This is a genomic window from Pseudomonas wuhanensis (genome assembly GCF_030687395.1).
Lineage (GTDB): Bacteria > Pseudomonadota > Gammaproteobacteria > Pseudomonadales > Pseudomonadaceae > Aquipseudomonas > Aquipseudomonas wuhanensis.
The window spans coordinates 3,266,077-3,285,424 of record NZ_CP117430.1; the positions used below are offsets into that span (position 1 = coordinate 3,266,077).

The following is a 19,348-nucleotide window of genomic DNA, read 5'->3' on the forward strand; positions in this document are numbered from 1 at the left end:
ATCCTGTCAGTCAAGGTGCGGAACCTGTGGGAGCGGGCTTGCCCGCGATAGCGGTGTATCAGGCAACATTAATGTCGACTGACACTCCCTCTTCGCGGGCAAGCCCACTCCCACAGGGATTGCGCCAGGCCCCCCTCGCCACAATCAGTGTTCACAGACTTAAAACTGCCAATTGAGACTCAGCCCGACGCCGTGGCTCTTCTCGCGGCTGGCCAGTTGGCCGGTGTAATCGAGGTTCAACCGAACATCCCGGCTCAAGGCCAGGCTCGCATGGGCGCCCACCAGCGCCGCATCGCGAACCAGCGGCGAGCTTTCCACCACGAACGGAGTGCCACCGCTGGCAAACGCCAGGTGTTCCTCGGAATCGGTGTTGCTCAGGTTGTGCTGCCAGCCGAGGCTGCCGCTCAGGTCCAGCTGTTGTTGACCGGACAACGTCACCGTTTTCAGTGCGCGTACGCCCAGGGTGCTGAGTACCGCGTCACGCCGATCGCTACTGCTTTTGAGCGCGGCGGCGCTACCTTTTTCGGTGAAGCCCTCGGTGTCGAGGTGCACGTACGCCAGATTGGCGAACGGTTCCAAGGCCAGTGCTTGCAGGTTCAGGCGATACGCTGCCTCGCCGAATACTTGGGTGGTCCCGGCATCGACTTTGGCTTTCTGTTTGGCGCTGACGTCACCGTATTGCAGGTCACGTTTGACGTCGGCCCGATGCCAGCTGTAGGCGCCGCCGGCACTCAAACGCCACGCGCCCATTTCGTGGCCGGCATAGGCGCCCAGGTGATAACTGTCGATCTGTGCTGATGAGTGAGTTCCGGAGCCCATGCTGACCGAGCTGTCGCTATAACCGGCGACCAGGCCCACACGAGTTTGGTCATCGACAGCGCCATCGACACCGGCCAGCAAACCGCCAATCGACGTGGTGTAGCCGGCGGTGTCGTGACTGTCATCGGTCTTGCCCCAGGCGCCCAACGCTTTGATCCAGCCGTTGTTTCGGGAGCCGTTGGCTTCATTGAGACGCTCACCGACCGCATCGCGCAGATAACGGCTGTCATTGATCAACACCGCGCCCAGCGCCGGGTAAATTTCCCCCGACAACTGCTGGAAGGCCTGTTGCGCTGAACTGGCGGTCGGTGACAGCAGCAGGCTTTCGTAGACTGCGTTACCCGCGCCAAGCCCTTCCACTGCGGCGGCGACGGAACGCTGATTCGGCGTTTGCCCGACGCTGGCAAAGGTTGTGGCGTTACGCTCAATGCTCAGCTGAATGCCGGTGGCGGCGTAATCGAGGCTGCCGCCGATGAACAGGTAGTTGGGCAGCACCGCGCCGAACTGGCCTTGAATCCCGCCCGCCGCTTGCAAGATGTTGTACTGATTGCCCAGCAGGCTTTGCACTTGTTGGGTGCTGAGCAAGGTCGGGCTGTTTTCCAGGGACAGGCTCACGGTGGCGCCGCTGATGGTCGCCGTACCGCCGGCAATAATCTGGTCGCTGCTGGTGGGTGACAGTTCGACGGCATAAGTCGAACCCGGCGCGAACGTCACATCGCCGCTGACTTGCAGCGTACCGATGGAGTTACCGGGCGCCACGGTGCCGCCGGCATTGGCATTCAAGGCGGCGATTCGTCCGTTACCGCCGAGGGTGCCGCTGTCATTGACGGTCACCGCCGACGTCAGCGAGCCGTTCACCGCCAGCAACCCGCCGTTGACCGTGGCCGCGCCGCGATAAGTGTTGTCGCCAGTGAGCATCAACCGTCCGGCCCCGGACTTGATCAGGCTGCCTTCGTAGACTCGGTTGGCGGCGGCGGAATCACGAGCTGTGCCCACCGCATAATCGGTCTGATCCTGCTGACTGGCGCCGGCCGGGACACCGTTCTCCCAGCCCTTGTCCTTCAACATCTGTTGCCAGGCGCTGCGTTCGGCGGCGTCTTCTGCCTGACGCTGAATCAGCGCCTTGTCGGTAATGCCGTTGCTCCAGACATCGCTCTGCCCTGCCCCCAGATTGGCGTCGAACGTCCCGAGCAATTGCCCCGGCCCGCGCATTGCCCGCTCAAGGTTGGCCACGCCCCAACCGATGCGCGTACTCGGTGCGTCAGTGATCGAGCCGTCGAGCTGGGTCGCAGTGGTCAGCAGCACCTCCAGCGCCTGCTGATTATTCATGTATGGATAGCGTTCCATCACCAGCGCCAGTGCCCCGGTGGCATGCGGCGCGGCCATGGAGGTGCCGGACTTGATCGCGTAACCGCCGCCGGGAATGGTGCTGTCGATCTTCGCGCCCGGGGTGGTGATGCACCAATACTTGGCGATCCCGCACTGGTTGTATTTCTGCTGGTTGCTTTGATCCAGCCCCGACACTGCGAGCCAGTGGCCTTCCAGGTCCGGCTGAAAATACGGCAAGGCCGAACGCACGCTGGCGTTCGGGTAGCCGCTGTTGCCGGCGCTGAACACGTTGATCACACCACGGCGCGAAACGTCGGCGGCGGCATCGAGCCAGGTGCCTTTGTTCCAGTGCTGGGCGTAGGCGGCATGCAGGTCGTCGAGGGTTCGGTAGCTGACGTCCGGAGGCTGGCTGCCCCAGCTGTTGTTGATCGCACGGACACCGGCATCCGCCAAGGCGTTGTAGACCGCAGTGAAGTAGCGCGGGTCGGGGTTGGGGCCGAATAGAAAACTGTCGTTCTTGTTGGTGTTGCCGACGTAGATTTGCGCGTTGTACGCCACGCCGTGCATGCCAGTGCCATCCCGGGAAGCGCCCATGGTGCCGGTGACGTGGGTGCCGTGGGAGTCGTTGTTGGTGTTGAGCGTGCCGTCGACGTTGAACGCCGAGCCGTCGACATAGCTGCCGCTGGCCGTCACCGCGTGATAACGGTCTGCGGCAAATTCGGGATGGCTGGAATCGAAACCGGAATCCAGCGCGCCGATTTTCACGCCCTTGCCAGTGATGCCGGCGGCATAGGCTTGATCAGCCTGCATGCGCGCCAGGCCCCAATCGCGCTGGAACTCCGTCGAGCGCCAACTGGCGGGGTCGCCGGGTTTGCCGGTTTCCAGATACAGCGCCTGGGCTGGGCCTGGTACTGATGAAATCAGGAGCAATAGCGCGCCGACCGACATCGGCTTGATCTGTACGTCCATGTTCATGACTCTCGCTTTTTTGGCGTTTTTAGAGTTGTAGTCCCCCGGTTCAGGGGCGGCGTTGCTCTGTTTCTGTGGCGAGGGAGCTTGCTCCCGCTGGACTGCGAAGCAGGCCCAATGGCGGTTGCTGCGCAACCGAACGGGAGCAAGCGCCCTCGCCACAATGTTCTAACCGCTACTGAGCTTTCGGGCCCTGGCCGAACGCCTCATCCACCTTGGCCAAATCCTGTTCGTTCAAGGTGCCGGCGTAGTAGTGCAATTTGGTCCAGGCCATCAAATAGTCATAACGCGCCTGGGCCAGATCCCGGCGGGTGGTAAACAGTTGTTGTTCGGCATTCAACGCATCGAGGTTGACCCGTTCGCCGCCCAAAATGCTCTGCTTGGTCGAGACCACTAGCGCTTCGGCCGACGTCAACGCCTTCTGATATGCCCGCAATTTATTGACCCCCGACAGACAGGCGCTGAACTGACGGCGCAACTGGATCAAGGTTTCCCGGGTCTTGCCATCCAGCTCGTACTCGGCCTGTTCCATGGTGCGGCTGGCCTGACGGGTCGAGGCCGAGACCCCGCCACCGGCATACAGCGGCACGTTGACTTCAATGCCGATGGTGTTGGTGTCATAGCGCTGGTTATAGGTATTGCCGCTTTCCGATTCGTTCTGGCGTACCGAGGCGTAGGCGCTGACTCTTGGCAGGTGGCCGGCGCGGTTGCGTTCAACCTCGTAGCGCGCCACTTCCACCGCCTGGCGTTGGGAGGCCAGGTTCGGGTTATTGGCCACCGCCATCTCGTGCCAGGTGTCGTAATTGGCCGGTTGCAGGGTGAAGGTCTGGAAGTTCTGATCCAGTGGTGTCAGGTCACCAATGTCGATAGCCGGCACGCCAATCAGTGCACCGAGCTCGCGCAGGGCCGCATCCTGTTCGTCCCGAGCCTCGATTTCCTCGGCGGTGGCCAGCTCGTAACGTGACTCGGCTTCGAGGATATCGGTGCGCGTGCCCTCCCCTTGGCGGAACATCTGCTCGTTCTGCTGAAACTGCTGCTCGAAGGCTTTTTTCTTGGCTCGCGCGATGTCGATCTGGTCCTGAGCGAACAGCGCCTTGGTGTAATTCTCCAGCACGCGAACCAGCAGTTCCTGGCTCTTGCCACGAAAGTTTTCGTCGGCGAACAGCGATTGCGCCACGCCCTTGCGGTACGCCGCATAAGCCTCGTAGTCGAGCAACGGCTGTTGCAAGGTCAAGGTCGAGCCGTAACTGCTGTAGTTGCGATCATCCGTTTGTCTGTTACCGCGATCGTTGAGGTATTTGACCTCGGAGGAGTTACGCCCCTTGTTGTAGTTGTAACCAATCCTGGGCAGCAGCCCGGCGCGGCCGATGGCACGGTTTTCAAGGCCTGCATCGCGCTCCTTGATAGCGCCGAGGAACACCGGATCATTGCGTAACGCTTGCTCATAGATGTCGAAGGGCCCCATGGCCATCGCGCTGTTGCACGTCAGCAACGCCAGGGTCGCTGCGAGCAGGGAAAACTTATTCATACAGCCGAACATCCTTATTCCTCGGTCAACGCGGAGCCTGCCCGGTCGAGCAGCGGCTTGAACAAATAGTTGAGGAGTGAACGTTCACCGGTGCGCACGAACATTTCTGCCGGCATACCGGGTTTGATCACCAAACCGTTGAGTTTTTCCATGGCCTGGTCACTGACGCTGCTGCGCAGCACGTAATACGGCACACCGGTTTTCTCATCGACCATCTGGTCGGCGGAGATCAGGCTGACTTCGCCGGGGACTCGCGGGGTACGGCTCTGGTTGAACGCGGTGAACAGGATGTCCACCGGCAAGTGCGTGTCGACCTTGTCGATCAGGTTGATCGGCAAGTGCCCTTCCACTTCCAGACGGGTGCCTTGCGGGACGATCTCCAGCAGCGTGTCGCCCTGACGCACCACGGCGCCTTCGGTATGAACCCCGAGGTTGACGGCGATGCCGTCGGCGGTGGCGATGATTTCGCTGTGTTGCAAGTCGAAGCCGGCGGAAGTCAGTTGCTCTTCCAGGGTCACGCTTTTGAGCTGCGCGTCGGCCAGTTGGCTGCGGACTTCCTTCTGGTATTCCTCGCTGTGCTGTTGCAGTTTCAGACGGGATTCAAGGATGCCCTGCTCCACGCGGCCGCTTTCGCCGGTGTTCTCTGCCAGCTGTTGCTGCACTTGCGACAACTGACGCTGGTAATCCATCAAGCGGTTGCGCGGGATGTAGCCGTTGTCCGCCAGGGGCTGAAGATTGCTCAGCTGTTGTTGCAGGGAACTGGCCTGGGCCGTCAGGTCGGTGCGCGCGCGGCGCATGCCGGCCAGTTGCGCGCTGGCGCCTTCGATGTTCGCGCGCAGGGCGGCTTGTTCCCGGGAAAAGGCTTCGCGACGGCTGCTGAACAATTGCCGTTGGCCTTCGAGCACCAAGGCCAGACGCGGGTCAGGATCGTTGCTCAGTTCGGCGGGGAAATTCACCTGCTTGAGGTTATCCCGTTCACTCTGCCAGCGCGCCAGGCTGGCCCACGCCATGCGGTATTGCGCTTGCAGCGATTGCACGTCGGCCGCGACCTGGGTCTGGTCGAGGCGGAACAGCGGCTGGCCTTGCTTCACCACTTGGCCTTCGCGCACCAGAATCTGGCTGACTACGCCGCTGCTCATCGATTGCACGGCTTTGCGCTTGCCCGAGACCACCACGGTCCCCTGCACCGGAATACCTTGATCGAGCGGCGCGAGACTCGCCCACGTGAAAAAACTGCCAGCACCGACAATCGCCAGAATCCAGCCCATGCGAGCGAAGAAACGCGCGTCGCGCTCAGGGCGTTCAACGATGTAGTCGTGTTCCATGGTCGCTTCGCTGTCGTCGTTCATGCGTGTGCTGCTCATACACACGGATTCCTTGTCGTGGGCTGATACTGCCGGCTCATGCTGAGCCCGCCCGGTGCTTGCGCAGGTTTTTCACGTTGTTGTTCCTGGGCGCCGGACGGGTTACCGGCCAGCGCCTTGAGCACTTCCTGGCTTGGGCCGAAGGCCTGCAAACGACCTTCGTTGAGCACCAGCAACTTGTCGGCCTGGGCCAGGGCTGAAGAGCGATGGGTGACCAGAATCACGCTGGTGCCCCGGGCCTTCATGTGCGCGATGGCGCCGGCCAATGCCGCTTCGCCAACGGTGTCGAGGTTGGAGTTCGGTTCATCCAGCACCACCAGACTCGGATTGCCGTACAGCGCGCGAGCCAGGGCCACACGTTGCTTCTGGCCACCGGACAAGCCGCTGCCGTCCTCGCCAAGCACAGTGTCGTACCCTTGCGGCATGCGCAGGATCAGTTCATGAACGCCAGCCTGTTGCGCGGCTTCGACGACTTTTTGCGGATCCGCCTCACGGAATCGGGCGATGTTTTCGGCGATGCTGCCGCTGAACAATTCGATGTCCTGGGGCAGATAACCGATGTAGGGGCCGAGGTCGTCGCGGTTCCAGCGATGAATGTCCGCGCCGTCGAGGCGCACCGTGCCGCCGAGCGTCGGCCAGACACCAACCAGCACTCGGGCCAGAGTCGACTTGCCAGAGCCAGACGCCCCGAGCACACCGAGCACTTCCCCGGCGCCCAGGTTGAAATTGACCATGTGCAAGGTCGCAGCCCGTTGCCCTGGCGGGCCGGCGCTGACTTGTTCGAACGTGATCTGACCTTTCGGCGCCGGCAACACCATCGCCTCTTCAGTCGGTGGATAGGCTTGCAGCAAGGCGTCGAGACGGCGGTAAGCGAGCTTGGCGCCGCTCCACTGTTTCCACACGGCGATCAACTGATCGATGGGGCTCAGTACCCGGCCCATCAGGATGGAACCTGCGATCATCATCCCGGCGGTCATGTCACCCTGGATCACCAGCAAGGCGCCCAGCCCCAGCACCAGGGATTGCAGGCACAGGCGCAGGGTTTTGCTCAGGGAACTGATGACCGCGCCGGTGTCGCTGGCCTGATTCTGCAAGCCGAGAAAACGCGAGTGCACCGCAAACCAGCGCTTGCGCAACGCGCCGAGCATGCCCATGGCCTGAATGGTTTCGGCGTTATGCAGATGACTGGTGGCCAGTTGGCTGGATTTCTGGGAGAACCCTGCTGCTTCGCCCAAGGGCTTTTTGGTCATCGCCTCGTTGAGGCAGGCCAGCCCGATCAGCAGCACCGCGCCTGCGGTGGCCAATACACCGAGCCAGACGTTGAATAGAAAGATCACAAACAAATAGACCGGAAACCACGGTGCGTCGAAGAAGGCAAACAGCGCCGGGCCGGTGACGAATTGGCGAATATGGGTCAGGTCGCCCAAGGATTGCCCCGCATTGCCCTCGCCCTTGAACAGGTTGCGCTCGAAAGCGGCTTGATACACCCGCAGGTTGAAACGACGTTCCAACTGGCTGCCGATACGGATGACAATGAAGCTGCGCACGATTTCCAGCAGACCGATGAAAGCGAAAAACCCGACCACCATCAACGACAACATCGCCAGTGTGGTTTCGTTTTGCGAAGACAGTACCCGGTCATAGACCTGAAGCATGTAAATCGACGGGACCAACATCAGCACATTAATCAGTGCGGTGAAACATCCGACGCTGATCAGGATGCTTTTATAGTCGCCCAGTGCCTTGAATAACGGTGCGGTGGCCGGGCTCTTCGCCATCTTCATTGGTTTTTCCTGAGGTATTAATCCTCGCCTTACTTGGCGAGGTTCCAATTAACTGTCCGCACATGGCCGAGACGTTCTTTTGCCGGTTATCGCTTGCACATTAATAACAACTCTTTGTGTTCTTCAAAGAGCTCCGGTTATTGAACGGCTGCTTATAACGGCAATAACGAGCTTTATATTCAGCGCCTGGTGTCGGTCCGGCATTGTTCACTTACTGCGCTGCGCGCTCGAGCGTAATGATCAGACCTGACTTCAAGGTGCTTTTATAAAGCCCCTCATGCTGTCGGCTGAAAAACACAATTCTTGAGCCTTCTTTACCGGTCACGGCAATGCCATCCGGTTCCGGGAACCAGCCAATCGCCGACTCGTTCAGCCAGGCGCCTAGGCAGTCGGCCCCCTCACCCAGGGTCTGGTTCAATTTGAGCTCGATCGAGCAGACATTCGACGGCTTGTCCTGCAGCGCTTGGGACTCGGGCGAGTCTTGCGCGGTATTCAAGATGGCCTGCCATTTCCCGGCGAGTTCCGACGGATCGGCTAGTTTCAGACTGCGTGCCATGGCTACATCTCCAAGAAACATCATCAGCGTCGCCAACAGCCACGCGGTTGCTTTGCAGGTAAAAGCGTTCTGGATCATAGGGCGTTTTACTCTGGATCGGGGCAGAGAGTGGCGCATCAAGCGCCACCCGCCTTTTTGCCTTGAATCAGGCCACGATGTCCGAGAACGCTGCCTGGCCAACGGTGCTGACCAGGAAGTCAGCCATGCCGTGCCCGGAGAAGTCCACCGACAACAGGCTGTTGCCGCCCGAAGTGGTCAATACCGCATCGCCTGCCGCACCGGTGAACGAGTTCACAAAGTGCAGGCCCGCGCCCTTGGTGATGCCGGTCAGGTCGATCTTGTCCAGGCCACTGACAAAATCGAGGATCTGGTCGACAGTACCTGGCTTGGAGTCGCTGCTGGCCGCGAACACAAAGGTGTCCGAGCCCGAGCCGCCCCACAGTTTGTCCGCACCGCCCGCGCCGAACAGGATGTCGTTGCCGGCACCACCCTTCAACTCGTTGGCCACGCTGTTACCGATCAGCAGGTCGCTACCCGAACCGCCAATCGCGTTCTCGACGGTGACACCCTTGGCGATGGACACATTGCCCACCATGCCGCCAACGTCGGAGAACGAGGCTTCATTGAGGTTGATCTTCTGGTTTTGGGTAAATCCGGAGAAGTCCAGGGTGTCCTTGCCGCCCGCATCCCAGACCGAGAACACGACTTTGTCCGACGACGAAGACGCGCTCAGGAAGTCGCGACCGGCGTTGGAGTTGAAGCCGTAGGTGGTGTCACCGGTACGGGTGGTGGTGTTGGCACCGTAGAGTTTCTGAATGGCGGCGATATCGTCCATCAGCGGGCCGGACGCATAGGCTTCCACACCGCCCTTGCTGAAGTTCTGGTCGGTATTGCTTTCGCTCCAGTAACTCATGAGGCTGTAACCGCGGGTGTCTTCGCCGTAGGTCGCGTCATTGTAGGTCGGTGCACCTTCACCGGCGTTGTAGTCGCCAGGGTGAGCCAGGCCCAGGGAATGACCGATTTCATGGGTCAGGGTCTGACGACCGTAGTTGTTCAGGTCTGGCGTCTTGTTGACGTTATAGCCACTGCCCGTCAGATACCATGAAGTACCGTCATAACCTGGACCCGTGCCAGGCAGATAGGCAAATGCTGCCGCGCCATCCTGACCACCACTGTAGTTACCGAAGGTCATGTGACCGTCGCCGCCAAACGACTTTTCGGTGAAGGTGACATTGGCCACGTCGGCCCAGGATTGCATGGCGAGCACGGCCTGGGCTTTCTGCTGCGTATTGAACTGGCTGAACCCGGTAATGCCGTGCTTGTTCATGGTGCTCGACGAAGCCGAGGTCAGGAACGTATAGGTGAGTTCGATTTTGCCGCTGCCGTCCTTGTCCTGGTAGGCAGCGCCGTCACGCAGCAGTTGGGTAGCTGCCTCGTCGACGGAGAAGGAGGGTTTGCCATTGACCGTGAGATTGCCACCCCGATCATATTGATGGCTGAAACTATCGATCTGGTTGTAGGCGGAACTGGGTGCAGCCAGCGCTTGGAATGGCGCAAAGCCCTGTTCGGCAAGATCAATAGCGTTGTCTTTAACTTTCGACATAAACACACTTCCTTGTTTAGCAATGGAACAGTTTTTGTCCGATACGACAATCTCTGGCGAGATCGTCCTATCACTCGCCCAATGAAGGCGTATAAAAACTGACACAATTCGAAATCAAACGTCTACATTTTTTTTGACGTCAAATTGAGCGGTTCCGGCGAACTCCAGTAAACAGTGCGTGCGCTGTCGAAATATAGTTTTTAGTTGAAGGTTTTAGCCGGATTGTCTGACAATATGCTATCTAAATATTAAATATGGCCAAGTTGCTTTTTGTAGATGAGCTCTCATTTTCCAGGCCCTATTAATATAAGTGCCAGTGTATTGCTATCAACTCTAACTTCTATTGGATGGATCATTTTCACGACTGCTGCGCAGCCGAACGCAGCCTTCGGCAGCTGCTACCAGTCCCGCCCGAATGGGATTGGCAACGACATATCGAGCAAGATTTTTCGCGTCCTCCTCCCGCCGAACTGCTCGATCGTGATAGCCCTTCTGCCACAAACGCCCGCTTCGCCCTAGCGCCTGATTAACGGCCAGACTGCTACGGGATTTGATTCGGCACATCAACTCGGCCAGCGTTTTATCCCGAATTTGTACCAAACAGTGCATATGGTCTGGCATCACCACCCAAGTCAGAAAATCCGCCCAGCGTTCCTCCTGTGCCAGATGCAATTGCTGAGCAACCAGTCTTCCCATTTGCCAATCGGTAAAAATCGACCCGTTCGTGAACAACGGCTGGAGTCGATTCCTGTATGGGCTTTTTTTGTTGGCAGGCAATCAATGGATCAAAAAATCAAAACGTAAGTCTTGCGCACGGCTTCCCGGATGTTGGGACGGGCTACATCAGAGCGTCGCCGTTCAGTGCATGAACCCTTCCATGAACCCCGCGACCCGACTGGCCAGTTTGTGACGCCAGGGCGCGGTGGCCGGGTTGGCCAGGGTCTGGTCTTCGTGGACGAAGCTGCGGATGATCGCGTTGTAGCCCAACCAGCGGCAGGGTTCGGGCTCCCAAGCCTTGAGCGCGTCAAGACCGCCCTGAGCAATCACCCACGGCTGGCGCACCAGCTCGGTATCGCGCTGAAGAATCATATCGGCCAGCGTCCGCCCGCCGAGGTTGCTGGCTCCGACGCCCTCCCCGCCATAACCGCCCGACAAGGCGATGCCGCTGGCTCGATCGCAGAGCATGTGCGGCTTGAAGCGCCGGGACATGCCCAGGTTGCCGCCCCAGGCGTGGGTGATTCGTACGTTCTTGAGTTGCGGGAAGAGTTCGCCGAACAGGTAGCGCCGCAACTCTATTTCGCGAGTGGTCAGGCCGAAGTCATGGCGCAACTTGCCAGCAAATTGATAGCCGCCACGGGCACCGAACACCAAGCGGTTATCCGCCGTACGCTGGCCATAGGTAACTTGGCGGCTGCTTTCGCTAAAGGCTTGCCCGCGACTGAGGCCGATTTCGTCCCAGGTCGCGGCGGACAGCGGTTCGGTCGCCACCAGCAAACTCTGGACCGGCAACTGATAACGGTCCAGCGGTGGCAATGTGGCTGCGTAACCTTCTACCGCTGGCACGATCCAGCGGCCGCGAACCTGAGCCTTGGCTGTACGCAAACTGCCCGACTGCCATTGAGTGACGGGGCTGTTCTCATAGATGTTGACCCCCATGCGCTCCACCGTCCGAGCCAGACCTCGGACCAACTTTGCCGGGTGAATGGTCGCGACGTGCGGTGCATAGATACCGCCATAAGGTTTGGCAATTCTGATCTGCTGCGCCAATTGCTCGGGACTGAGCCAGCGGTAGTCGTGTTCGGTCAGCCCTTGGCAGTGGAGCCCATCCAGATAACCACGCAGACTGGCTTCCTGCTCCGGGTAACGCGCCGCGCAGTAAAGCGCCCCGCCCTTGCGATAATCACAGTCAATGCCTTCTCGTTCGAGGACGTTCTCTACTTCATCAGGGATGCTGTGGAGCAGTTCGAAAGAGGCGCGGCGTTGTTCGGCCGGTAAATCGGCGAGCAAGCGATCTTCGCCCAGCAGATTGCCCATCAACCAACCGCCGTTGCGGCCCGACGCACCAAAACCCGCGATGTTTGCCTCGACGATGGCAATGTTCAGCCCCGGCGCCAGGCGCTTGAGGTAATACGCGGTCCAGAGCCCGGTGTACCCGGCGCCAATGATGGCCACGTCGACGCCCAGATCCTGCTCCAGCGGCGGGCGCGCCAGCAATGGCTCGTCGAGTTGGTCCATCCACAAACTGATCGTGCGCCACGCTGACATGCAAGACTCCGCCACTCAAACCTTCGATGGCGTCGATCCTAGTGCGTGGGCACAGGGATTGGCGAGTATGTGCGCGACAGCATGCCTCGCGATCCGGATGAAGCCCTGGAGCATTCGGACCGTATTCGCCTGGACGGCGACACGGCGCTCATTCAGTACCGCATCACCCTTCGCGGCGGTGAAGGGCTGGACCGTCTCGCCCGTGGCCTGGGTTTGCAACCGACCATCATCATCGGCGGGCATAAAGGACTCGACGAGAAAAAACCGAGCTTGCCGAAGTTCTCGCAGGGCTTCAATGGCCCCGTGGAATGCCCCGGCAATATTGGCCCTTCGCCACAAAATCGGTGTCTCGTGATCTGCGTCAAAAAAAAATGAACCAATCGCTAAACGGCCTGAAAAAATCACATGACTTTCACATCTGGATGCTACTTTTAAAGACAGTCACCGGTTGAGCCATTGAAGGTTCTTCCCTCCTAACATGAGCTAAAGGAAGCGCTCGATGAATAAGGTGGGCAACACATGAATAAAGGCTCCTTCAGCAAAGTCACTTTTCCAAATGCCTGCCAGCTGATGCGCTGGCATTTTCATCCCATGGGTTTCGAAGCGACCATGGATGCACCGGGCAGTATGGTTGCCCGGCTGTTCGACCGCGCCAGTGGCGAAACCATGATCGCCATTGCCGGCATTCCTTGCGCAACGGTCATGAATGCGGCGGATGTAGAACGAATCATTGAAGCCGTGGAAGATGAGCTGGAGGCGTTCATTCCTCCGGAGGCCCTCAGGAGTTATGCCTGATGGTTGGCGTTCCACAAAACCTGTGGGAGCGGGCTTGCTCGCGAATGCAGTGTGTCAGGCAACATTAATGTTTACTGACACTCCCTCTTCGCGAGCAAGCCCGCTCCCACATTGATTGCGTTTAACCAATCTGCATCAGCGCCTGCGCCAGATCGGCGCGCAGGTCTTCGACATCCTCGACACCCACTGACAAGCGCACCAGCGCATCGCCAATGCCGAGTTGTGCCCGGGTTTCTGCGGGGATGCTGGCATGGGTCATGATCGCCGGGTGCTCGATCAGGCTTTCCACCCCGCCCAAGCTCTCGGCCAGAGCGAAGATCCGCACACTTTCGAGGAAACGCTTGGCGCCAGCCAGGTCGCAGTTCAGGTCGAGGGAAATCATCCCGCCGAACCCACGCATTTGCCGCCGCGCCAGTTCGTGCTGCGGGTGCGATGGCAGGCCCGGATAGTAGACGCGCGCCACCTGCGGCTGACGCTCCAGCCATTGCGCCAGCTCCAGCGCGTTACTGCAGTGGCGCTCCATGCGCAGCGCCAGGGTCTTAACCCCGCGCAACGTGAGGAACGCGTCGAACGGCCCGGCGATAGCCCCCACTGCGTTCTGCAGAAAACCCAGGCGCTCGGCCAGTCCAGCGTTCTGCCCGACCACCGCGATACCGCCGATCACGTCGGAATGACCGTTCAGGTACTTGGTCGTCGAGTGCAGCACGATATCGAAGCCCAACTCCAGAGGGCGCTGTATCCACGGGCTGGCGAACGTGTTGTCGGCCACACAAATGATGCCTCGCTCGCGACAGGTGCGCGCGACGGCGGCGAGGTCAGTGAGGCTCAGCAAAGGATTGCTCGGCGTCTCGACCCAGACCATCCGCGTGTCATCCTCAAGCGCTGCTTCGAAGGTCGCCAGATCAGTCAGATCGACGAAGCTGAAGCGATGCCCGGCACTGCGCTGACGCACCTTGTCGAACAGCCGGAATGTACCGCCGTACAAGTCATTACCAGAGACGATGTGGGCGCCGGCGTCGAGCAGTTCGAGCACGTTGGCGATCGCCGCCAGCCCGGAAGCGAAGGCGAAAGCCTGGGTACCACCCTCGAGGTCCGCCACGCAACGCTCCAACGCAAAGCGCGTCGGGTTGTGCGAACGCCCGTAGTCGAAGCCCTTGTGCACACCGGGGCTCTGCTGCGCATAGGTGGAGTTGGCGTAAATCGGTGGCATCAACGCCCCGGTGGTCGGGTCCGGTGTTTGTCCGGCATGGATCACACGGGTGGCAAAGCCCCGTGGCGCGGTGCTTTCATCGTGCTGACTCATGCCAGGGACCTCCGCAAGTGATTGAGCATGTCGACGCGGGTAATCAGGCCATGGAAGCCCGAGGTGTCGGCGATGATCGCCACCAGCCCACGGTCGAGCACCGCCTCCAGCTCAGCAAGACTGGCGCCGGGAGGCAGGGTTTCGAGCTTGTCGGTCATCGCGCTGGTCACGGTCATGCGAAAATGCGTAGCGTCTTCATGCACGCCAAACAGAATATCGGACTCGTCGATGACCCCGACCAGCCGCTGCCCATCCACCAGCACCGGCAGTTGCGACACATCCGCCAGACGCATGCGCTGGAAAGCGGTGAGCAGCGTGTCGTCCGGGCCCACGCTGACCACCCGGCCATCTTCGAAACGCCGCGCGATCAGGTCACGCAAATCACCGTAACGCTTGCGCGCAAGCAGCCCCTGATCGTTCATCCACTGGTCGTTGTAGACCTTCGACAGGTAGCGGGTGCCGGTGTCGCAGACAAAACTGACCACCCGCTTCGGCTCGGTTTGTTCGCGGCAGTAACGCAGTGCCGCAGCGAGCAATGTGCCGGTCGAGGAGCCGCCGAGAATGCCTTCGGCGCGCAGCAGTTGGCGGGCATGATCGAAGCTTTCTTCGTCGCTGATCGAATAGGCCTTACGCACGCTGGACAGGTCGGCAATTGATGGAATGAAGTCTTCGCCAATGCCCTCCACCGCCCAGGAACCGGGCGTACCAAGGGTGCCGCTGCGGCTGTATTCGGCCATCACCGAACCGACCGGATCGGCCAGCACCATTTCCAGGTTCGGTTGTACGCGCTGGAAGAAACGGGTCAGCCCGGTCAGCGTGCCAGCCGAACCGACGCCGACCACGATGGCATCCACATCATGCTGAGTCTGCGCCCAGATTTCCGGAGCGGTACTGCACTCGTGGGCCAGCGGGTTGGCCGGGTTGTTGAATTGATCAGCGAAGAAGGCGTCGGGAATATCCTGCGCCAACCGCGCAGCGACGTCCTGGTAATAATCGGGATGGCCCTTGCCGACGTCGGAGCGGGTGATGTGCACTTCCGCGCCCATCGCCTTGAGGTGCAGGACCTTCTCGGTGGACATCTTGTCCGGCACCACCAACACCACCCGATAACCCTTGGCTCGGCCGACCAGGGCCAGGCCCAGACCGGTGTTGCCAGCGGTGGCCTCGACGATGGTGCCACCGGGGCGCAGGCGGCCATCGCGCTCGGCGGCATCGATCATTGCCAGACCGATACGATCCTTGATCGAGCCACCGGGGTTCTGCGATTCGAGTTTGAGAAACAGCGTGCACGGACCGGTATCGAAGCGGCTGACGCGCACCAGCGGCGTGTTGCCGATCAGTTCGAGCACGGCGGGACGGGAGTCGTTCGGCATGTCGTCACCTCGCTGCATGTATCCGCACTGGATGGACAGCGACCTGCGGCGAATCATTGCGCGCCAGTCGCAAGCAAAGCCTCGCCTTGGACCATAGGCCGGGATTGCGCGCCCCGCAACTTTTCGTAGCCAGTCGGTAACGTCGTCGCCTGAACGCCGCTACCTGAGAGTTCCCGGTTTCATGCAGGCACTTTTCCCTGGCGGTGATCTGCGAAGAACGCCTTGCCCTTGCCGATCCGGTCGGAGGCCTTGGGCATATTCGCAGCCGAGGCATCCTGGCCATCGACATACCAGTAGCAATGGCTCACTGCCCGGGTGATGCCCACGTAGGCCAGCCGCAAGATCTCGTCTTTCTGTGCGCTGTCGTAAGCTTCACTGTCGCCAGCCTTACCGAGTCCGGCCATGCGATAGACCTGGTTCTTGTAAGGTGAACTGGTCAGGTGCTGGCAATCGCCCAGCAGAAACACCGCATCAGCCTGCAGGCCCTTGGCGCTGTGATAGGTCAGTTGTTTGAGCCGTCGCGCCTCATACGGCAAGCTAGAATCCACATTAACTACAGACTGAATATGCTCTTCTATCAATGACTTATCGCTGCTTTTTCGATAAAGCATCAAGATTGAATCGCCCATTCTGTAGTGCTCGGTCAGGCGCTGGGCCATGCCCTGGTCATCCCGGTCGAGCACATTCACCGGCAGCAGTGCCTTGGGTTCACCACTGGCCTTGGCTTTCTTGCCAGCGATCGCCGGTGCCGCGCGGACAATATGCTCCGCCGCGTCGATGATGTGCTGATGGCTGCGGTAATTGTCGCTGAGCATCACTTTGGTCGTGCTTGGCGACGGGAATTCCTTGTTGAACTCCATGAAGTAAGTCGGCGAACTGCCGCGCCAGCCATAAATGGACTGCCAGTCATCACCGACACAAAGCAATGACGATCGTTGCGCGCCGCGCCCCACATGCATGGCCGGTCCGCGACTGCGGATCTCCGTCAGGCTGGCGCGAATCCACGAAACGATCTGCGGCGACACGTCCTGAAACTCGTCGATCATCAAGTGCGACATGGGCCTGAGCAGCTCATCGCTCAGCAGCTTGAGATTCTCCGGCGAATGTTCGCTGAACAAGGCGAACATCCGGTTGTAGGTCATCACCGGGGGCGATTGATCCAGCAGATGATCTTCCAGCGCTCGCCAGAACAGGCTCAACGCCTCGAAGAAAAACCGGTCCGGGTCATCCTTGGCGAAACTCATCTGGCCCACGGCATTGGGCACATCCAGGCCGAGGTTTTCAATGAACCCGGCCGCCGCGACAAAACAGTCCAGCAACGGCGCGGAGCCGAGCTCGCCCTTGACCTTGTAATCGAAGCCCGGTCCGGCGCTGGCGTCTCCGGCAAGCGATGCCAAAACACGCTTTGAAGACTCATAACTATCTAGCCATATCAAAGGCTTACGACAGAAAGCTTGAAACAAGGTACGCTTCACCGCCCATTCTGCGCGCACTGAAAGCTTGGCATTCGGACGGCTGACCTGGGGATTTTCCCGGGGATCGAAACCCAGCACCACCCAGGCGTCCAGCGTCGGAATGTAGCCGTGGCAATGGAAGGTCGCGCCATTAATGTCGAAGGTCTGACGATTCGGTTCGATGCCCTTGATCGGCCAGGCACCGGCGCGAAACCACAAGTCTTCGATTGTGTCGCACAGTTCTTCATCGCGCTTGGCGGCGAGCTCAGTCACCGCCATGCGTTTCTGCACGTCCGGGTGATCACGCTCCAGCTCCTTGAGCTGCAAGGCATGACGAGACAGAGGTTTGATCAATTCGCGAAAGCGCTCATCGCGATTGTGCAGGCTGTGATAACAGGCATTGAGTTGCTGACGCTGAGCGTCGTTGATGCGCAGGTCGAAGGGGTTGCTGTCGACCTCCTCATCGCCGCCTTGCACGCGGTGACTGAGGTTTTCGAAGGCTTGCAGCCGCTCGAAACCTGGCAGGCTACGGACCATCGGCAGAATGCGCGAGTGAAAAGTGCGCACCAGGTCGCGCGCTTCTTTAAGGCTGATTCCCCGGCCCCAGACTGCAAACAGTTCGATCAGCTTGTTGATGAAGTCCTTGCGCGATTCGCGGGTGAAAGTCACCACGGTCATCGAGCTCAGCTCAAACCCCAGGTAATGACTGAGCAGCAGAATTCGCAACACCAGGGTAGTCGACTTGCCCGCGCCCGCCCCGGCGATCACCGAGGTCGACGGTGTGTCGCTGAAAATCATCTTCCATTGGGCAGTACTTGGCTGGGCATGCGCTGGCAGCAGCCGCGCCACGTCGGCCTTCATGCGCTTCTTCAGCTCAGCACTCAATGGCAGGCGCCAATCGTCGAACAGATTGTTATCGACATTGGGCGGTCGATGCTCGGTTGAGCGCGAGTCGCGAATCAATAGAACCTGCCGACCTTCCTCCAACCCCTCGAGTTTGCCTTCCTTATAGCCGTACTCCACACCGGCGCTGTGGCCGCTGCGAAAACCGTCGGCTTGCCCGTGCAACCAGGAAGCACGATGTTGCGCGCGCAGGCGGGTAAGGCCATGGCCAAAGAACCGGGCGGCCAGGCGCTTGAACAAAGGCATCTCGGCCAAGGGACGAAGTTCGGGGGGAAGATCGGGGGTGTGTTGCGGCACGCTGACGGACTCCAGAGTGTGAGGCTGTTGAGGGCTATGGTGTCTGCATTTGCCGTTGAGTTCTAGTGAAATGCTTACAGGTCATTGGCTTATACGATGAAGTGAAGGCTGGGTGAGAATGTTTCGAGGTTATTTGATATCAACTAATTCGATTGTATTGAGGCATTTTTTACGCTTTTTATCGATGAGTGCCTGATAGATGATGCTCGCCATCAACCACCGGTTCTCGTTTGTGGCTCAGACGCTCTGCCCCATGACGAACCTTTTCAGGAGACGATCATGCTTGAACTCAGACCCTTCAACTCGCTCGGCGGCGCGCACCATGGCTGGTTGGATGCCCATCACCACTTTTCGTTCGCCGAGTACTACGACCCCAAACGCATGAACTGGGGCAACCTGCGGGTGTGGAACGATGACGTGATTGCCCCCGGCACCGGGTTCCCGCAACACCCGCACCGCGACATGGAAATCATCACCTACGTTCGTGAAGGCGCGATCACCCACCAGGACAACCTCGGCAACAAGGGCCGCACCGAAGCGGGCGACGTTCAGGTCATGAGCGCCGGCACCGGGATCGCTCACAGTGAGTACAACCTGGAAGCCACCGAGACCCGGATCTTTCAGATCTGGATCATTCCCAACGAAGCCGGTTCGGCACCGTCGTGGGGTGCCAAGCCGTTCCCCAAAGGCGAGCGCGAAGGTTTCGTGACCCTCGCCAGCGGCAAGGCCGGCGACGATCAAAGCCTGCACATTCGCGCCGATGCGCGTCTGGTGGCGGCGAACCTGAAGGCTGGTGAGTGCGCGGAGTATCACCTGGACAGCGGCCGTCGTGCTTACCTGGTTCCAGCCACCGGCGTCATTGAAGTCAATGGCTTGCGTGCACAAGCTCGAGACGGTGTTGCGATCGCCGATGAGCAGGTGTTGCGCGTGACCGCGATTGAGGACAGTGAAATCGTGTTGGTGGATGTGGCTTGATGGGGTAAACGCAGGACAAAAAAAGGGGCGA

The 19,348-nt window shown here is 59.9% G+C and carries 13 protein-coding genes and 1 pseudogene; 3 read left to right on the forward strand and 11 right to left on the reverse strand.

Annotated features, from left to right (window positions below):
- Nucleotides 1-159: 159 nt before the first annotated feature.
- The 8 genes from eprS to PSH88_RS15085 all read right to left on the reverse strand — a co-directional run bounded on the left by eprS (nt 160) and on the right by PSH88_RS15085 (nt 12,217).
- Nucleotides 160-3,117: an autotransporter serine peptidase EprS gene (gene eprS / locus PSH88_RS15050; RefSeq protein WP_305427001.1), complete on the reverse strand. Its 2,958-nt coding sequence runs from the start codon at nt 3,115-3,117 to the stop codon at nt 160-162.
- Between the two features lie 175 nt (nt 3,118-3,292).
- Nucleotides 3,293-4,657, reverse strand: a complete 1,365-nt coding sequence (locus PSH88_RS15055; protein ID WP_305421276.1) for a TolC family outer membrane protein — start codon at nt 4,655-4,657, stop codon at nt 3,293-3,295.
- A 2-nt stretch (nt 4,658-4,659) separates the two neighbouring features.
- A complete protein-coding gene (locus PSH88_RS15060; protein ID WP_305421277.1) occupies nt 4,660-6,009 on the reverse strand; it encodes an HlyD family type I secretion periplasmic adaptor subunit in 1,350 nt (449 codons plus the stop codon).
- Nucleotides 6,006-7,793, reverse strand: coding sequence for a type I secretion system permease/ATPase (locus tag PSH88_RS15065; RefSeq protein WP_305421279.1), 1,788 nt, complete (start codon nt 7,791-7,793; stop codon nt 6,006-6,008). The genes PSH88_RS15060 and PSH88_RS15065 overlap by 4 nt, the downstream gene beginning before the upstream one ends.
- Nucleotides 7,794-8,004: 211 nt before the next feature.
- Nucleotides 8,005-8,427 carry an AprI/Inh family metalloprotease inhibitor gene (locus PSH88_RS15070; protein WP_305421281.1) on the reverse strand — a complete coding sequence of 141 codons (423 nt, stop codon included), beginning with the start codon at nt 8,425-8,427 and terminating at the stop codon, nt 8,005-8,007.
- 67 nt (nt 8,428-8,494) lie between these two features.
- Nucleotides 8,495-9,952, reverse strand: a complete 1,458-nt coding sequence (locus PSH88_RS15075; RefSeq protein WP_305421283.1) for a serralysin family metalloprotease — start codon at nt 9,950-9,952, stop codon at nt 8,495-8,497.
- A gap of 333 nt (nt 9,953-10,285) precedes the next feature.
- The gene (locus PSH88_RS15080; RefSeq protein ID WP_305427002.1) at nt 10,286-10,684 is read right to left on the reverse strand and encodes an REP-associated tyrosine transposase; all 399 of its coding nucleotides are present in this window, start codon (nt 10,682-10,684) and stop codon (nt 10,286-10,288) included.
- A gap of 126 nt (nt 10,685-10,810) precedes the next feature.
- Nucleotides 10,811-12,217, reverse strand: coding sequence for an NAD(P)/FAD-dependent oxidoreductase (locus PSH88_RS15085; RefSeq protein WP_305421285.1), 1,407 nt, complete (start codon nt 12,215-12,217; stop codon nt 10,811-10,813).
- A gap of 63 nt (nt 12,218-12,280) precedes the next feature.
- Between PSH88_RS15085 and PSH88_RS15090 the strand changes: the two are divergent.
- Together PSH88_RS15090 and PSH88_RS15095 are read left to right on the forward strand one after the other, a co-directional pair.
- Nucleotides 12,281-12,406, forward strand: a pseudogene (locus PSH88_RS15090) (DUF4440 domain-containing protein); the annotation flags it as partial.
- A 330-nt stretch (nt 12,407-12,736) separates the two neighbouring features.
- The gene (locus tag PSH88_RS15095; protein ID WP_007896200.1) at nt 12,737-13,012 is read left to right on the forward strand and encodes a DUF1652 domain-containing protein; all 276 of its coding nucleotides are present in this window, start codon (nt 12,737-12,739) and stop codon (nt 13,010-13,012) included.
- A gap of 121 nt (nt 13,013-13,133) precedes the next feature.
- Here the strand turns inward: PSH88_RS15095 and PSH88_RS15100 are convergent, their stop codons facing one another.
- From PSH88_RS15100 to PSH88_RS15110, 3 genes are all read right to left on the reverse strand, one after another.
- On the reverse strand, nt 13,134-14,315 hold the full coding sequence (locus PSH88_RS15100; RefSeq protein WP_305421287.1) for a cystathionine gamma-synthase: 1,182 nt from the start codon (nt 14,313-14,315) through the stop codon (nt 13,134-13,136).
- Complete coding sequence (locus tag PSH88_RS15105; protein WP_305421290.1) at nt 14,312-15,688, reverse strand: pyridoxal-phosphate dependent enzyme; 1,377 nt, start codon at nt 15,686-15,688, stop codon at nt 14,312-14,314. The genes PSH88_RS15100 and PSH88_RS15105 overlap by 4 nt, the downstream gene beginning before the upstream one ends.
- A 179-nt stretch (nt 15,689-15,867) precedes the next feature.
- Nucleotides 15,868-18,342 carry a UvrD-helicase domain-containing protein gene (locus PSH88_RS15110; protein WP_305421292.1) on the reverse strand — a complete coding sequence of 825 codons (2,475 nt, stop codon included), beginning with the start codon at nt 18,340-18,342 and terminating at the stop codon, nt 15,868-15,870.
- A gap of 279 nt (nt 18,343-18,621) precedes the next feature.
- Between PSH88_RS15110 and PSH88_RS15115 the strand changes: the two genes are divergently transcribed.
- Nucleotides 18,622-19,317 (forward strand): pirin family protein, encoded by a 696-nt coding sequence (locus PSH88_RS15115; RefSeq protein WP_305421294.1) that lies wholly within the window; start codon nt 18,622-18,624, stop codon nt 19,315-19,317.
- Nucleotides 19,318-19,348: the final 31 nt, after the last annotated feature.